The 15,727-nt window shown below is 73.8% G+C and carries 13 protein-coding genes and 1 pseudogene; 11 read left to right on the top strand and 3 right to left on the bottom strand.

Translation table 11 applies throughout. The features are described 5' to 3' along the window. Positions 1-302 precede the first annotated feature (302 nt). From ACFVU7_RS18850 to ACFVU7_RS18865, 4 genes and pseudogenes are all read left to right on the top strand, one after another. Positions 303-1,591 (top strand): annotated as a pseudogene (locus ACFVU7_RS18850) (DUF692 domain-containing protein). Between the two features lie 110 nt (positions 1,592-1,701). After that, positions 1,702-2,781 carry a TIGR04222 domain-containing membrane protein gene (locus ACFVU7_RS18855; RefSeq protein WP_388046014.1) on the top strand — a complete coding sequence of 360 codons (1,080 nt, stop codon included), beginning with the start codon at positions 1,702-1,704 and terminating at the stop codon, positions 2,779-2,781. Between the two features lie 89 nt (positions 2,782-2,870). Then, positions 2,871-3,653: a TIGR04222 domain-containing membrane protein gene (locus tag ACFVU7_RS18860; RefSeq protein ID WP_074001688.1), complete on the top strand. Its 783-nt coding sequence runs from the start codon at positions 2,871-2,873 to the stop codon at positions 3,651-3,653. A 65-nt stretch (positions 3,654-3,718) separates the two neighbouring features. Further along, positions 3,719-4,306 carry a hypothetical protein gene (locus tag ACFVU7_RS18865; RefSeq protein ID WP_388046016.1) on the top strand — a complete coding sequence of 196 codons (588 nt, stop codon included), beginning with the start codon at positions 3,719-3,721 and terminating at the stop codon, positions 4,304-4,306. A 66-nt stretch (positions 4,307-4,372) separates the two neighbouring features. Here ACFVU7_RS18865 and hemQ read toward each other — a convergent pair whose 3' ends face one another. Together hemQ and hemG are read right to left on the bottom strand one after the other, a co-directional pair. Next, positions 4,373-5,098 (bottom strand): hydrogen peroxide-dependent heme synthase, encoded by a 726-nt coding sequence (hemQ, locus tag ACFVU7_RS18870; protein ID WP_117489931.1) that lies wholly within the window; start codon positions 5,096-5,098, stop codon positions 4,373-4,375. After that, positions 5,095-6,525, bottom strand: coding sequence for a protoporphyrinogen oxidase (gene hemG / locus ACFVU7_RS18875; protein WP_074001690.1), 1,431 nt, complete (start codon positions 6,523-6,525; stop codon positions 5,095-5,097). The genes hemQ and hemG overlap by 4 nt, the downstream gene beginning before the upstream one ends. 113 nt (positions 6,526-6,638) lie before the next feature. Here hemG and ACFVU7_RS18880 point away from each other — a divergent pair, with 113 nt between their 5' ends. Both ACFVU7_RS18880 and ACFVU7_RS18885 read left to right on the top strand, forming a co-directional pair. Then, complete coding sequence (locus ACFVU7_RS18880) at positions 6,639-6,974, top strand: hypothetical protein (protein WP_074005622.1); 336 nt, start codon at positions 6,639-6,641, stop codon at positions 6,972-6,974. Between the two features lie 24 nt (positions 6,975-6,998). After that, positions 6,999-7,439 carry a DUF523 domain-containing protein gene (locus tag ACFVU7_RS18885; RefSeq protein WP_388046017.1) on the top strand — a complete coding sequence of 147 codons (441 nt, stop codon included), beginning with the start codon at positions 6,999-7,001 and terminating at the stop codon, positions 7,437-7,439. Positions 7,440-7,475: 36 nt separating this feature from the next. On the opposite strand, the gene hemE is transcribed toward ACFVU7_RS18885, so the two are convergent. Next, entirely contained in the window at positions 7,476-8,489 is a 1,014-nt protein-coding gene (gene hemE, locus ACFVU7_RS18890) for a uroporphyrinogen decarboxylase (protein ID WP_234348351.1), read from the bottom strand. Between the two features lie 235 nt (positions 8,490-8,724). Here hemE and ACFVU7_RS18895 point away from each other — a divergent pair, with 235 nt between their 5' ends. The 5 genes from ACFVU7_RS18895 (at position 8,725) to ACFVU7_RS18915 (ending at position 15,611) form a co-directional block, all read left to right on the top strand. Then, positions 8,725-9,387: a DUF3000 domain-containing protein gene (locus tag ACFVU7_RS18895; RefSeq protein WP_074005620.1), complete on the top strand. Its 663-nt coding sequence runs from the start codon at positions 8,725-8,727 to the stop codon at positions 9,385-9,387. A 320-nt stretch (positions 9,388-9,707) separates the two neighbouring features. After that, positions 9,708-10,424: a LuxR C-terminal-related transcriptional regulator gene (locus ACFVU7_RS18900; RefSeq protein ID WP_388046019.1), complete on the top strand. Its 717-nt coding sequence runs from the start codon at positions 9,708-9,710 to the stop codon at positions 10,422-10,424. A 245-nt stretch (positions 10,425-10,669) separates the two neighbouring features. Further along, on the top strand, positions 10,670-11,917 hold the full coding sequence (locus ACFVU7_RS18905) for a ribonuclease D (protein WP_388046021.1): 1,248 nt from the start codon (positions 10,670-10,672) through the stop codon (positions 11,915-11,917). 299 nt (positions 11,918-12,216) lie between these two features. Continuing rightward, entirely contained in the window at positions 12,217-13,461 is a 1,245-nt protein-coding gene (locus ACFVU7_RS18910; protein WP_049651277.1) for an acetyl-CoA C-acyltransferase, read from the top strand. 2 nt (positions 13,462-13,463) lie between these two features. Further along, positions 13,464-15,611 carry a 3-hydroxyacyl-CoA dehydrogenase NAD-binding domain-containing protein gene (locus ACFVU7_RS18915; RefSeq protein WP_375873232.1) on the top strand — a complete coding sequence of 716 codons (2,148 nt, stop codon included), beginning with the start codon at positions 13,464-13,466 and terminating at the stop codon, positions 15,609-15,611. Positions 15,612-15,727 lie beyond the last annotated feature (116 nt).

A 15,727-nucleotide genomic window follows, 5' to 3' on the forward strand; every position in this document is an offset into this window, starting at 1 on the left:
CCGCCCGGCGCCTCCGATTTATCCGCCGGAGGGCACCCCCACCTGCGGGGGACGGCCCGGGCTCGGGACCCAAGTCCCTCACGACCGGAACGACATGCTCAAATAATGCTCTGAGAAGACCGGGTGAGGCTTGGCAGCCACCCCACCCGGGGACATCCTCAGCAACACGGCCGCACGGGTCCGGCGACGACGCCGCACCGGTCGACGGCCCTCCCACCCGGCCCTCCGAAGGGGGCGAACCGATGACTTCCCCTGCCCTGGCCACCGCACCCCGGGACACCGCGCCCCAGGACGCCGCACCGCTGGCGACCGCGCCCCGGGACACCGCCTCCCGGGACGCCGCGCCCCGCCTGGGCGTCGGCCTCGGCTGGCGCGGCGAGATCGACACCGTGGTCGAGCGCCAGCCCGGCCTGGACTGGGTCGAGGTGGTCGCCGAGAACATCTGCGCCGACCACCTGCCCGACTCCCTGACCGTCCTGCGCGGACGCGGCGTCACCGTCGTCCCGCACGGCGTCGGCCTCGGCCTCGGCGGCGCCGACCTGCCCGACCCCGCCCGGCTCGCCCGGCTCGCCGAGGCCGCGCTGGCGCTCGGCTCCCCGTTGGTCACCGAGCACCTGGCGTTCGTCCGGGCCGGCGGCCTGGAGGCCGGCCACCTGCTGCCCGCCCCCCGCACCCGGGACTCGCTGCGGGTGATCGCCGAGAACGTCCGGATCGCCCAGGACCAGCTGCCGGTACCGCTCGCCCTGGAGAACATCGCCGCCCAGCTCGCCTGGCCGGACGACGAGTTCACCGAGGGGCAGTTCCTCGCCGAGCTGGTCGAGCGCACCGGCGTCCGGCTGCTGATCGACGTCGCCAACCTGCACACCAACCGGGTCAACCTCGGCATCGACCCGGCCGCCGAGCTCGACCGCCTGCCGCTGGAGGCGCTCGCCTACGTCCACGTCGCGGGCGGCACCCTGGTCGACGGCGTCTGGCACGACACCCACGCCCACCCCGTCACCGAGCCGGTGCTGGAGGTGCTGGCCGAGCTGTGCGCGCGGACCGCCCCGCCCGGGGTCCTGCTGGAGCGGGACGCCAACTTCCCGCCGCCCAGCGAGCTGGCCGGTGAACTGGACGCCATCCGCCGGGTGCTGGAGGGGAGCACCCGGCGATGACCGACCTGACCGGGACCGCGCGGGACACCGCCGACCAGGACCTCGCCGCCGCCCGGCGGCGCCTGGCCCGGCGCCAGGAGGAGCTGCTGGCCGCCCTGGTGGCCGGCGGCCCCGTCCCGCCCGGCTTCGACGAACGCCAGGTCCGCGCCCAGTCCACCGGCCTGGCCGCCAAGCGGCGGGACACCACCGCCAAGGTGGCCCCCGACCTGCCCCGTACGCTCGGGGCGGGGTACGGGCCGCTCTTCCTCGACTACGCCCGCTCCCACCCGCAGACCGGCGGCTACCGGGCCGACGCCCGGGCCTTCGCGCAGTGGGTGCTCACCGACGGCGGCCCGCTCGCCGCCGACCACCGCCGGGCCCTGGAGCGGTGGCTCCACCCGGCCCCCGTACGACCGCCGGGCCCGCTCACCCGCCTGCGCCGGGCCCTGCGCCGGTAACCGGTAGCCGGCTGCCGGCAGCCGTCGACTGTCGGACACCGGGCCGGCCGTCGGCGACCGCGGGGCCACCGGGCCCTGACGAACCATCACCACCTCGGGGGGAACCGCCCATGTGGCACAACAGCTACTTCATCGTCCCGGCCGTCCTGCTGGCGGCCGCCGCGGTCCACGCGGTCCGGACCCGGCAGCGCATCGGCCAGGTCCAGTACGCCAAGGGCCTGCCCGGCCGCGGCCTGCCGCTGCTCGACACCGCGTTCCTGTCCGGCGGGCCGGCGCGGGTGTTCGACACCGCCCTGGTCCGGATGCACATGAGCGAGCAGGCCGTGGTCAGCCGCTCCGGCCTGGTCACGCTCACCGGCGCCAAGCCGTACGACGCCGTCGACAAGGCCGTCCAGGACGCCGTCGGACCGACCGGGAGCCGTCAGCTCGGCCCGCTGCGCCGCACCGTGATGCGCTCCACCGCCGTCCAGGAGATCGGCGACCGGCTCGCCGACCGCGGCCTGATGCGCCGCCCCGAGCGGCTGCGGCGGGCCCGCACTGCCCGCCGGCTGCTCTGGCTCGCGCTGCTCCTGGTGGCGGCCTCCATGGTGGCCGCCCCGCTGCTCGACGACGGCGCCGCCGGCCACGAGCGCCCGAAGCTCTGGATCCCGGTCATCCTGCTGATCGTGGGCGTCGTCTCGCTGCTCGTCACCCCGCTCGTCAAGAGCCGGATCACCCCGGCCGGTCAGCGCCAGCTGTCCCTGATGCAGGGGCCGTGGAAGCCCAATGCCGGGGTGTCGCCGCGGCTGGCCGGCGGCGCGCTGCTGGGCGCGCTCGCGCTCGGCGGCCTGGCCGCCGCCGGGCTGGGGGAGCCGGAGCTGGAGGCCGCGATGCTGGCCGCGTCGACCGACGACGAGGAGTTCTTCCGGCAGGCCACCGCCGCGAACGGCTCCGCGACCTCGTCCTCGTCCTCCTCGTCGTCCTCCTCCTGCTCCTCCGGCTCCGACGGCGGCTCCGCCGCCTGGTGCGGCTCCTCCGACTCCGGTTCCTCCGGCTCCTCCGGGTCCGGCTGCGGCTCGTCCGGCTGCGGGTCCTCCTCGGCGAGCTGCGGCTCCTCTTCCTCCAGCTGCGGCTCCAGCTCGTCGAGTTGCGGCTCCTCGTCGTCCTCCAGCTGCGGGTCGAGCTGCGGCGGTGGCGGCTGCGGCTCCTGACTCCGGCGGCACCCGGCGGATGTCACAGTTCGGTATCGCGAACCGGGAAGGCGTTCCGCGCGCAGTCGGCACAGGCATACAACAAGCCCATGTGGTTGCTGTTCCTCATACCGGCCTGTGTCGCGGCTGTCCTGTCCTGCGTCCGACTGGTCCGGATGACCGCCACCGCCGACGCCCTCGCCGACCAGAACGGCCTGCGGCCCCCCGAAGCCGTGGGCATCGGCCTGTACGAGACCGCCTACCTGGCCGGCGGCCCGGGCCGGGTGGTCGAACTCGCCCTCGTCCTGATGGCCGGCCGCGGACGGCTCCACCTGGCGCACACCGGCTGGACCACCGTGGTCGACCCCAGGGGCCGCAGCCGCCTGGAGCGGGCGGTCATCGCCACCGTCGGCCCCGAGGGCCAGTGCCGCACCGACGAGCTGCGCCAGGCGGTCGCCGAGCACCCCAACGTGCTGGAGATCGGCGCCCGGCTCGCCCTGGCCGGCCTGGCCACCCCGGCCCTGGTGCAGCGCAACACCGTGGTGGTGATCCGGCAGGTCCGGCACGCGCTGCTGCTGTCCCTGCTCCTGCTGGCCGCCTCGCTGGCCCTCGACGGCTTCACCGGCGGTGACACCCTCGCCCCGCTCGCCTGGTTCTCGCTGCCGCTGGTGCTCACCTCCGGCACCCTGCTGATGGCCCGCGTCGACGTCTACCCGTACACCCGCTGGGCCTCCCCGATCGGGCAGGAGGTGCTGCGCGAGGTCCGCCCGGCCCGCCAGCGCGGCCTGGCCGACGACGAGGAACGCGAACTGCTCACCGCCGTCGCCATGAACGGCCCCGCCGCCCTGCCCGACGCCCGGCTCCGCGCCGCCCTGCGCCCGCACCGCGGCTAGGGCGGCGGCCAACAGCCGGGAAAACCGGCTGCGCCGACCCCTCCCACCAGGGCAGACTCCCGCCCATGGACCAGCGCCACCACGCCGTACTCGACCGCGCCCGGGCCGAGGGCCGGCTCGTCCGACTGCACCGGACCCTCCCCGGCGCGGACCCGCTGGAGGGCTTCGTCCTCGGCACCGGCCCCGTCTGGACCCTGCTCGCCACCTGCACGGACCACCGCCTCGACGGCTGGAGCGCCGTCCGCACCGCCGACCTGCGCAAGGTCCGCGACCGGGGCGGCGAGGAGGGCCTGACCGTACGGGCGCTGCGCCGCCGCGGCCTGTGGCCGGTCCGCCCGCCCGACGCCGACCTGCCGCTGGACGACCTGCCCGGGCTGCTCACCGCCGCCTGCGCCGAGTACGGCCTGATCACCCTGCACACCGAACACCTGGATCCGGACGTCTGCCGGGTCGGCACCGTCACCGGGCTGCGCCCCCGCTCACTGCGGCTGCACGAGGTCGACACCGAGGCGCGCTGGTACCCGGAGCCGACCAAGTACCGGCTCCGCGACGTCACCCGGGTCGGCCTCGGCGACCACTACACCTCCGTGCTGCGCGAGTTCGCCGGTCCGCGACCGGACCGCGACGGCACGGAGGCCGGCTCCCCCGTGTGACAGGGGGGAACCGGCCTCCGGGAGCCGTGGGCCGCTCCGGCCGGGCCGCTCAGACCAGGCCGTTCATCAGACCAGGCCGTTCAGCAGCTCGCTCACCGGCTTGCGGCGCCCGGTGAAGAACGGCACCTCCTCGCGGACGTGCAGCCGGGCCCGGGAGGGGCGCAGGTCGCGCATCAGGTCGACGATCCGGTGCAGCTCGTCCGCCTCGAAGGCGAGCAGCCACTCGTAGTCGCCGAGCGCGAACGAGGCCACCGTGTTGGCCCGCACGTCCGGGTAGCCGCGCGCCATCTGGCCGTGCTCGGCGAGCATCGCGCGCCGCTCGGCGTCCGGCAGCAGGTACCACTCGTAGGAGCGGACGAACGGGTACACGCAGACGTAGTCGCGCGGGCGCTCGTCGGCCAGGAAGGCCGGGATGTGCGACTTGTTGAACTCGGCCGGGCGGTGCAGCGCCATGTTCGACCAGACCGGCTCCAGCAGCCGGCCGAGGCCGGTGCGGCGGAAGCGGTTGTACGCCTCCTGGAGGTCGTCCGAGTCTTCGGCGTGCCACCAGACCAGGATGTCGGCGTCCGCACGCAGACCGGAGACGTCGTACGTACCGCGCACGGTCACGTCCTTGGCGTCCAGCTGCGCGAACAGCTCGTCCACCTCGGCGGCCAGGGCGGTGCGGTCCTCGGGCAGGCCGCCCTTGAGCTTGAACACCGACCACATGGTGTAGCGGATGACCTGGTTCAGGTCGCGCGCCTTCTTCTTCTCGGGCCGCTGCTCCGGCTCCCGCTCAACGCTCTCAGTCATGCGCCCATTGTCCTCTCCGTGGAACCTTCCCCGGTCGCCGGGGTCAGCAGTCTGTCGACGGCGGCCGCAGCGGCGGCCGCCGAACCGATGCACGCCGGAATGCCCACCCCGTCGTACGCGGCGCCGCACAGCGCCAGCTTCCCCACCCGCCCCGCCGCCGCCCGCACCCGGGCCACCCGGTCCAGGTGCCCCACCGGGTACTGCGGCAGACCGGCCGAGAACCGCGAGACGAAGGTGTCGTACGGCCGGGCGGTCAGCCCGATCGCCTCCCTGAGGTCCGCCAGCGACCGCGCCACCAACTCCTCGTCCGGCAGCCCCAGCGCCTCCTCCTCGCGGTACCGGCCCAGCGAGGTGCGCAGCAGGAACGCGTCCGGCGCGGAGCGCTCCAGCCAGCCCCACTTGTTCGAGGAGAAGGTCGACGCCTTGATCTGCCGCCCGTCCACCGGCGGCACCAGGAAGCCGCTGCCGCTCGGCGGCTCGGCCAGGTCGGCGCGGCGGAAGGCCAGGGTGACCAGGGCCATGCCCGCGTACTCGACGGCGTCCAGCTCGGTGGCGGCCGCCGGGGCGTCCTCGCGCAGCAGCCGGGCCGCGGCGGGCGCCGGGACGGCCAGCACCACGGCGTCCGCGTGCAGCACCTCGCCGCCGGTCACCACCCGCCAGCCGTCGGGGGTGCGGCGCAGCTCGTCCACCGGGGCGTCGGTGCGCAGGTCCACCCCCGCCCGGACACAGGCCGCGGCGACCGCGCCGGGCAGCGTACCGAGACCGCCGCGCAGGCCCTGGAACACCGGGGTGCCGACCACCTTCGGCCGCGAGGCCAGCTCGTGCACCCCCGCGACCAGCGAGCCGCCGTCACGCGCGATCGACAGCAGCTGCGGCACGGCGGCGCGCAGCGAGATCTCCTCGGCGCGGCCCGCGTAGACGCCGCCGAGCAGCGGCTCGACCAGCCGGTCCACCACCTCCTGGCCCAGCCGGTCGGCGACGTAGCGGCCGATCGCGACGTCGTCGCCGACCTCGGTGCTCCGCTCGTGCCGGGCCCGCTCCAGGCCCTCGTCGGTCAGCACCCCGGAGGCGGCCAGCGCCTCCAGATCACCGGGAACGCCCATCACCTGCCCGCCGGGCAGCGGCCGCAGCGCGCCGCGGGTCCAGATCGCGGCCTTCGCGGTGGTCGGCGGCTCCAGCTCCCCGCCGAGCCCGACCGCCCGCGCCAGCTCCACCGCCTCCGGCCGCCGGGCCAGCACCGACTCGGCCCCGAGGTCCACCCGGACCCCGCCGACCTCCCCGCCCCACAGCTTCCCGCCGACCCGCCCGGACGCCTCCAGCACCGTCACCCGCGCCCGCGCCGGCCCCCCGGCCGCCCCGCTCAGGAAGGCGGCCGCAGCCAGCCCCGCGATCCCACCACCGACGACGACGACCTGTGCATCCGACATGCTCCGCAGTCTCGCAGACCCTTACACCGGACCCTCAATCCGCTGCACACCCGAAAAGAGCAGGCCGGTGACCGTCGCTCCCGGTACGGTCCCGACCGAGAGGAGGGTGCCCTGTGGTGTACCTGTGGGGCGAGGCGGTCCGGTGGGTAGACGACGAGCCGCAGCCCGGGGTGGTGGAGGTCTGTTTCACGGACGCGGACGGCCGACGGTGGTCGATCATCGGGAAGACCGCGATGTTCGGGACGGACCAGGCCCTCGGGCCCGGCGCGTGGATCGAAGCGGACTCGCCGTTCCCGTTCCCGGCCGACATCGACTGCACCGTGCTGGGCCCGGCCGCCGGGCGCGCGGACGAGGTCGTCACGGTGTCCATCTGGCAGCCGCATCATCTCCAAACCGTGTGCGGGCGGCGGGAGTTCACGATGCGAAGGGACCAGCTCTTCGAGGAGTGAGCCGGCCGCCGTAGGCTCCACCGCATGGAACCGATCGTGGTGAGTGCGTGTCTGGCCGGGATTCCCTGTCGGTACGACGGGCGGGCGAAGACCTCCGACGGCGCCGTGCGGCTGGTCGAGGAGGGGCGGGCCGTGGTGGTGTGCCCGGAGGGGGCGGGCGGGCTGCCGACGCCGCGGCCGCCGGCGGAGATCGTGGGCGGGGACGGCGCGGACGTGCTGGACGGGCGGGCCCGGGTGGTGGACGCGACGGGCGCGGACTGCACCGCGGAGTTCCTGGCCGGTGCCCGGGCGGCGCTGTCCGCCGCCGAGGGGGCGGGGGCCCGGCGGGCGGTGCTGATGGCGCGCAGCCCGTCCTGCGGCTGCGGTCAGGTGTACGACGGGACGTTCTCCGGGGAGCTGCGCCCGGGTGACGGGGTGACGGCGGCGCTGCTGCGCCGGGCCGGGATCGAGGTCACGGCCGGGTAGTGGACCCCCGGAGTCCGGGGGCCCACCGCCCTGAGGTCAGCGTGCGCTGGCCTCGTGGACGAAGGCGACGAGGCGGCTGAGCGCGTCCGGGTCCATGGACGGCAGCACGCCGTGGCCGAGGTTGAAGATGTGGCCGCTGGTGCCGAGCGCCTGGGCGGCGTGCAGCACCTCGCGGGCCTTGGTCTCGACGACCTTGGTGGGCGCGTACAGCACCGCCGGGTCGAGGTTGCCCTGGAGGCCCTTGCCCTGGCCGACCCGCTCGGCGGCGACGTTCAGCGGGACCCGCCAGTCGACGCCGACGATGTCGGCGCCGGCCTGGCCCATCAGGCCGAGCAGCTCGCCGGTACCGACGCCGAAGTGGATCCGCGGCACGCCGTACCCGGCGACGGCGTCGAAGACCTTGGTGCTGGACGGCATCACCGAGCGGCGGTAGTCGTCCGGCGCGAGGGCGCCGACCCAGGAGTCGAACAGCTGGACCGCGGAGGCGCCGGCCTCGATCTGCACCTTGAGGAAGGCCGAGGTGATGTCCGCGAGCCGGTCCACCAGGGCGGCCCACAGCTCGGGCTGCCCGTACATCATGGCCTTGGTGTTCTCGTGGTTCTTGGACGGGCCGCCCTCGATCAGGTAGCTGGCCAGCGTGTACGGCGCGCCGGCGAAGCCGATCAGCGGGGTCTCGCCGAGCTCGTCCACCAGCAGGCCGACGGCCTCGGTGATGTAGGGGACGTCGTCGGGCTCCAGCGGGCGCAGCCGCTTCAGGTCCTCGGCGGTGCGGATCGGGTCGGCGATGACCGGGCCGATGCCGGGCTTGATGTCGACGTCGATGCCGACGGCCTTGAGCGGCACCACGATGTCGCTGAAGAAGATCGCGGCGTCCACCTTGTGCCGGCGCACCGGCTGGAGGGTGATCTCCTTGACCAGCTCGGGCCGCATGCAGGACTCCAGCATGGGGATGCCCTCGCGGACCTTCAGGTACTCGGGCAGCGAGCGGCCGGCCTGGCGCATGAACCACACCGGGGTGTGCGGCACGGGCTCGTGCCGGCAGGCGCGCAGGAACGCCGAGTCGTGCGCGGCGCCGCGGCGCCCGGGGGTGGTCGGGCCGTCGTGGGTGGCCGCCGTGCTGTCTGCCGTAGTCTCGCTCACCGTCAAATCTTCGCACGCGTGCCGGGCCCGGTTTCCCGGCCGGTCTCGTCGGTTCCTCCAAGATCTGTCCGGGTTTGCCGTTCCGGCACGCCGCTGGGAGAGAAGTTGCGGCGATAACCCCGTTCTTCGACCTAGTCTTCGGGACATGGCAGCGGTCGGAGGGCACCCCGCACAGGGTGGCGGAGCAGGTGGCGGAGCGGGTCGCGAGGGGGCGCCGAGCGAGTTCCGGGCGGCCGTGGCGGCCCTGGACGGGGCCCGGTTGCGGCCCGAGGTGCAGCTCTCCCCCGCGCCGGCGCCGCGCCGGCTCGCCCCGTACTCGTTCGCGGTGACCGCCTCGGTCGAGGTGGACGGCGAGGAGCTGGCGGACGGCCGGCTGGTGCTGCTGTACGACCCGGCCGGGCAGGAGGCCTGGAACGGCGAGTTCCGGGTGGTCACGATGACCCGGGCCGAGCTGGAGCCGGAGATGGCCGGGGACCCGATGCTCTCCGAGGTGGGCTGGGCCTGGCTGCTGGACTCCCTGCAGGCGCACGCCGCCGGGTTCGCGGAGCCGTCCGGCACGGTGACGCTGGCCTCCTCCCAGTACTTCGGGGGTCTGGCGGACCGCCCGTCCTCGACGGAGATCGAGATCCGGGCCTCCTGGACCCCGGCCGACGGCCGCTTCGAGCGGCACCTGGCGGCCTGGGGGGACCTGCTGTGCGTCAGCGCCGGCCTGCCGCCGGCCGCCCCGGCTCCGCAGGGTCCCGCCGAGGTTCCTTCACTCGGTGGAGTGGTCCCGATGCCGGCCCGGCGACGCCCGCGGTCGCACTGACGGGTGGTGTGCGGCTCCGGCGGCACCCGGGGGCCGGACGCCACCCCCAGGGCTGACGGAGTGTGACTTCGGACCCGCTCTGCGTCAATTCATCGGTCGATACCGACTGATCGGCACCAAATCTGATCGATTTTGTGCGAATACCAGGCATGTCGCATCAATCATTTGCGCGATTTGTCCGTATTGTTACTCACTAGATCGTGATCTTTCGCTAAAGCCGGGCACGGATGCTGCCGAAGCAGTCTGTGACCCTTTCCCAACGCGGAACACTCCGACCGCCCCCATCGGGGTTCCGTCCGCCACTCCCCGCAGGAGGCCTGGTGTCGGTCCTTCTTGAGCACCCCGCAAACGTGGTCGCCTACCGGCCGACCAAGCCCACCGCCATGGTGGTCATCGCCGATCCCCGTGTCCGAAACACCGTCACCCGCCACCTGTGGGCCCTCGGTGTCCGGGACGTGATCGAGGTGTCCTCCATCGCCGAGGCCCGCCCACGGGTCTCCACCCCCCGCGACATCTGCGTCGCCGACGTCCACCTCCCGGACGGATCCGGGCTGACCATCCTCGCCGAGACCCGCGCCGCGGGCTGGCCCAACGGCCTGGCACTGTCCGCCGCCGACGACATCGGCGCGGTCCGCAGCGCGCTGGCCGGCGGCGTCAAGGGATACGTGGTGACCGGCACCCGGACGAACGTCGCGATGCCGGGCCGCCCCGGGATGCCGCTCGGCGCCGCCGGGCTGGCCGGCCGGATGCGCCGCCCCGGGATGCCGGGCATGCCGGGCACGGCCGGAGCGCCGGGCGCCCCCGGAGCCCCTGGTGCGCCCGGCGCGCAGCAGGCCGCCTACCGCGAGCTTTCCGGCCGCGAGGTCGAGGTGCTGCGGCTGGTCGCCGAGGGCCAGTCCAACAAGGCGATCGGCGTGGCGATGGGCCTGTCGGCGCTCACCGTGAAGAGCCACCTCGCCCGGATCGCCCGCAAGCTGGGCACCGGCGACCGCGCCGGCATGGTCGCGGTCGCGCTGCGCACCGGCATCATCCACTGAGCCGGACGCTCCGGACCGCTGCGGCGGCCGAGGAGGAACGTTTCCTCCTCGGCCGCCGCGGCGCTGTTCCGGGGCCCGCCGTCGAACTCCCGACGTCAACCTCCCGCCGCCGAACTCCCGTCACCCCCGGAGGGCCCGCGGCGGGTGAACCGCGCCCCGGAGCGGGGCGGGCCGCCCCCGGGCGATCAACAGTCTGACCAGTCCGACAACACTCCCGGCCGCGAGGACCGTCGTACCCTTGGGGGGTGACCGACGCCGTAGCAGCCATCCCAGAAGAAGCAGCCCCGGTCCCGCTCCTTGAGCCGAGGGAGGGGATCCCGCCCGTCGTGGCGGACGAACAGGCGCTGGGCGCCGTCGTCGCCGCCTTCGCCGCGGGCACCGGACCGGTGGCCGTCGATGCCGAACGGGCCTCCGGCTACCGCTACGGGCAGCGCGCCTACCTCATCCAGCTGCGCCGCGCGGGTTCCGGCTCCGCCCTGATCGACCCGATCGCCTGCCCGGACCTCAGTGCGCTCGGCAAGGCCGTCGAGGACGCCGAGTGGGTCGTCCACGCGGCCAGCCAGGACCTGCCCTGCCTGTCCGACGTCGGCATGAGACCCCAGCGCCTGTTCGACACCGAGCTGGCCGGGCGGATCGCCGGCTTCGCCCGGGTCGGCCTCGGGCCGATGACCGAGAACGTGCTCGGACTGAGCCTGTCCAAGGAGCACTCCGCGGTCGACTGGTCCACCCGCCCGCTGCCCGAGCCGTGGCTGCGCTACGCCGCTCTGGACGTCGAGGTGCTGGTCGAGCTGCGCGACGCACTCGAACAGGAGCTGGACGCCCAGGGCAAGCTCGGCTGGGCGATGGAGGAGTTCGCCTCGATCGCCGCCGCGCCCCGCCCGGGCCCGCGCAACGACCCGTGGCGCCGCACCTCGCAGCTGCACAAGATCCGCCGCCGCCGTCAGCTGGCCGTGGTGCGCGAGCTGTGGCTGGTCCGCGACCGGATGGCGCAGGACCGCGACGTCTCCCCCGGCCGGGTGCTCGCCGACGCGGCGATCGTCAACGCCGCGCTGGCCATGCCGCTGAACATCGCCGCCCTGCAGGCCGTCCAGGGCTTCGGCCCGCGGGTGCACCGGCGCCAGCTGGAGCAGTGGCTGGCGGCCGTGCAGCGCGCCCGGGAGATCCCGGAGAACATGCTGCCGCCGGCCACCGCGCCGCACGACGGACCGCCGCCGCCGCGGGCCTGGGCCGAGAAGGACCCGGTGGCCGCCGCCCGGCTGTCCGGCGCGCGCGCCGCGATCAGCGAGCTGGCCGAGCGGTACCACGTGCCGGCCGAGAACCTGATGACCCCGGACACCGTCCGCCGGGTCTGCTGGCACCCGCCGACCGAGCCGGGCCCCGAGGCCGTGGCCGCCGCCCTGCGCGGGTTCGGCGCCCGGCAGTGGCAGGTGGACCTGGTGGCGCCGGCGGTGGCCGCCGCGTTCGCCGCGGCCGCGGCCGCGGCCGCGGACTGATCACGCTCCAGGACCGATCACGGCAACACGTGGAAGGGGATGTCATCCGTACGGGTGGCATCCCCTTCGTCGTACCCGTCCGTCGTGCCCGCCCGTCGTACCCGTTCGTCGCACCCGGGAACGACGCTCCTGGTCGGACGGGCCGGGGAACGTGTCGGGGGACACATGGTCGGATCCCTCCGAGGGGCCTGGGCAGGTTGGTTACCGGCGGGTAGCATGGCGGTGATGCGGCGCCGCTCGGGTCTTCGACGGCGGCAGCCCGCCCAATCGTCATGTTGGTCCCTGGGAGGAGAGCCCCCGTGCCTCGTACCGCGAGGGACGTCGTCTTCGTCGATGGCGTCCGCACCCCGTTCGGCAAGGCAGGCCCGAAGGGCATCTACCACGAGACGCGCGCCGACGACCTCGTCGTCAAGTGCATCCGGGAGCTCGTGCGCCGTAACCCGAACCTGCCCGTCGAGCGCATCGACGAGGTCGCCGTCGCGGCCACCACGCAGATCGGCGACCAGGGCCTGACCATCGGGCGCACCGCCGCCCTGCTGTCCGGCCTGCCGAAGTCCGTCCCCGGCTACGCGATCGACCGCATGTGCGCCGGTGCGCTGACCGCCGTGACCACCACCGCCGGCGGCATCGCCTTCGGCGCGTACGACGTGGTCGTGGCCGGCGGTGTCGAGCACATGGGCCGCCACCCGATGGGCGAGGGCGTCGACCCGAACCCGCGCTTCGTCTCCGAGAAGCTGGTCGACGAGTCCGCCCTGTTCATGGGCATGACCGCGGAGAACCTGCACGACCGGTTCCCGCACCTGACCAAGGAGCGCTGCGACGCCTACGCCGTGCGCTCCCAGGAGAAGGCCGCCAAGGCGTACGCCAACGGCGACATCCAGCCCGACCTGGTGCCGATCTCGATCCGCAACACCAACCCCGAGGTCGGCGAGACCGGCTGGGGCCTGGCCACCGTGGACGAGCCGCTGCGCCCGGGCACCACGATGGAGTCGCTGGCCGGCCTGAAGACCCCGTTCCGCCCGCACGGCAACATCACCGCGGGCAACTCGGCCGGTCTGAACGACGGCGCCACCGCCTCGCTGCTGGCCGCCGAGGACGTCGCCGAGGAGCTCGGCCTCCCGGTCAAGATGCGCCTGGTCTCCTTCGCCTTCGCGGGCGTCGAGCCCGAGGTCATGGGCATCGGCCCGGTGCCGGCCACCGAGAAGGCGCTGGCCAAGGCCGGCCTGACCATCGACGACATCCAGGCCTTCGAGATCAACGAGGCCTTCGCCGTCCAGGTCCTGTCCTTCCTGGACCACTACGGCATCGCGGACGACGACGAGCGGGTCAACCCGTACGGCGGCGCGATCGCCTTCGGCCACCCGCTGGCCTCCTCCGGCGTGCGCCTGATGAACCAGCTGGCCCGCCGCTTCGAGCAGCGCCCGGACGTCCGCTACGGCCTCACCACGATGTGCATCGGCTTCGGCATGGGCGGCACCATCATCTGGGAGAACCCGCACTGGAGCGGAGCGACCCAGAACACCGAGCTCGAGGGTGGTAAGTGACCATGACGAACACCACCGAGCTGCTGACCCGCGGCGCCGAGCTCTTCCCGGGCGAGGTCGTCACGACCGCGCACGTCCGCCACCTCGACCTGCCGCTGCAGGCCGGCCGGCTGGCCCTGATCACCCTGGACAACGGCTTCGACCACACCAAGCCGACCACCTTCGGCCCGGGCTCGCTGCTCAAGCTGAACGAGGCGCTGGACCAGGTCGCGGCCGAGGCCGCCGAGGGCACGATCGTCGGTGCCGCGATCACCGGCAAGCCGTTCATCTTCGCGGTCGGCGCCGACCTCAAGGGCGTCGAGCTGCTCAAGGAGCACGCGGACGCGCTGGCCATCGGCAAGGGCGGCCACGACGTCTTCCAGCGGATCGCCACGCTGCCCGTCCCCACCTTCGCCTTCTACAACGGCGCGGCGATGGGCGGCGGCGTCGAGGTCGGCCTGCACTGCGACTACCGCACGGTGTCGGCGGGCGTCCCGGCCTTCTCGCTGCCCGAGGTCTTCCTCGGCCTCGTCCCCGGCTGGGGCGGCTGCACCATCCTGCCGAACCTGGTGGGTGCCGGTAAGGCCGTCAAGGTCATCGTCGAGAACTCGATGAACCAGAACAAGCAGCTCAAGGGCAAGGACGTGTTCGAGCTGGGGATCGCCGACGCGATCTTCGAGCCGGCCGACTTCCTGGAGCAGTCGCTGCTCTGGGCCGCCAAGGTCGTCAAGGGCGACGTCGTCGTCGAGCGCGAGGCGATCGACCGCGGCAAGGCCTGGGACGACGCCGTCCTCTGGGGCCGCATGGTCGCCGACGCCAAGGTGCACGGCGCCGCTCCGGCCGCCTACAGGGCGCTGGACATCATCGCCGCCGCCAAGGACTTCGACCTCGCGGACAAGGCCAGCCTGCAGGCCGGCTTCGACGCCGAGGACGCGGCCCTGGCCGACCTCATCATGAGCGGCGAGCTGCGCAGCGGCATCTACGCCTTCAACCTGGTGCAGCGCCGGGCCAAGCGCCCGGTCGGCGCGCCGGACAAGTCGCTGGCCCGCCCGGTCACCAAGGTCGGCGTCGTCGGCGCCGGTCTGATGGCCTCGCAGCTGGCGCTGCTGTTCGCCCGCCGTCTGGAGGTGCCGGTGGTCCTCACCGACATCGACCAGGCGCGCGTGGACAAGGGCGTCGGCTACGTCCACGCCGAGATCGACAAGCTGCTCGGCAAGGGCCGGATCGGCCAGGACAAGGCCAACCGTCTCAAGGGCCTGGTCTCCGGCTCGCTGGACAAGGCCGCCGCCTTCGGCGACGCGGACTTCGTCATCGAGGCCGTGTTCGAGGAGATGGGCGTCAAGCAGGCCGTCTTCGCGGACCTGGAGAACGTGGTCTCGCCGACCTGCGTGCTGGCGACCAACACCTCCTCGCTGTCGGTCACCGAGATGGCCTCGAAGCTGAAGCACCCCGAGCGGGTCGTCGGCTTCCACTTCTTCAACCCGGTCGCGATCCTGCCGCTGCTGGAGATCGTCCGCGGCGACTCGACGGACGACGCCTCGCTGGCCACCGCCTTCGCGGTGTCCAAGAAGCTGAAGAAGACCTCGGTGCTCTGCAAGGACCGCCCCGCGTTCGTGGTGAACCGGATCCTGACCCGCTTCATGGGCGAGATCCAGGGCATCATCGACGAGGGCACCCCGATCGCCGACGTCGAGAAGGCCGTCGAGCCGCTCGGCCTGCCGATGTCCCCGATCGTGCTGCTGGAGCTGGTCGGCCCGGCCATCGCCCTGCACGTCTCGGAGACCCTGCACGGCGCCTTCCCGGAGCGGTTCACCGTCTCCGAGAACCTCGCCAAGGTGGTCAAGGCCGGCAAGCGCGGCTTCTACACCTGGACGGACGGCCAGCAGGTCCTCGACCCCGAGGTGCTGGAGCTGCTGACCTTCGGCGACTCGGTGCTCACCGGGGAGCAGGTCCGCGCCCGCGCCCTGGAGGCCGTGGCGCAGGAGATCGGCCTGATGCTGGAGGAGGGTGTCGTCGCCGAGGCGCAGGACATCGACCTCTGCATGATCACCGGTGCCGGCTGGCCCTTCCACCTGGGCGGGATCACCCCGTACCTGGACCGTGAGGGCGTCTCGGAGCGGGTGAACGGCAAGGCGTTCCTCGCCCCCGGCGTGGCCTCGGTGCCCGCGTAACGCAGCACCCGAACACGGAGCCCCGGTGACCGCCTGGTCACCGGGGCTCCTCCGTGTGTACGGGGCTGCCGCCCGGACGCGGCGTGTACGGCGTTTCCGCCCGAGGTCCTGTGTAC

This window comes from Kitasatospora sp. NPDC058046 (genome assembly GCF_042885595.1).
Lineage (GTDB): Bacteria > Actinomycetota > Actinomycetes > Streptomycetales > Streptomycetaceae > Kitasatospora.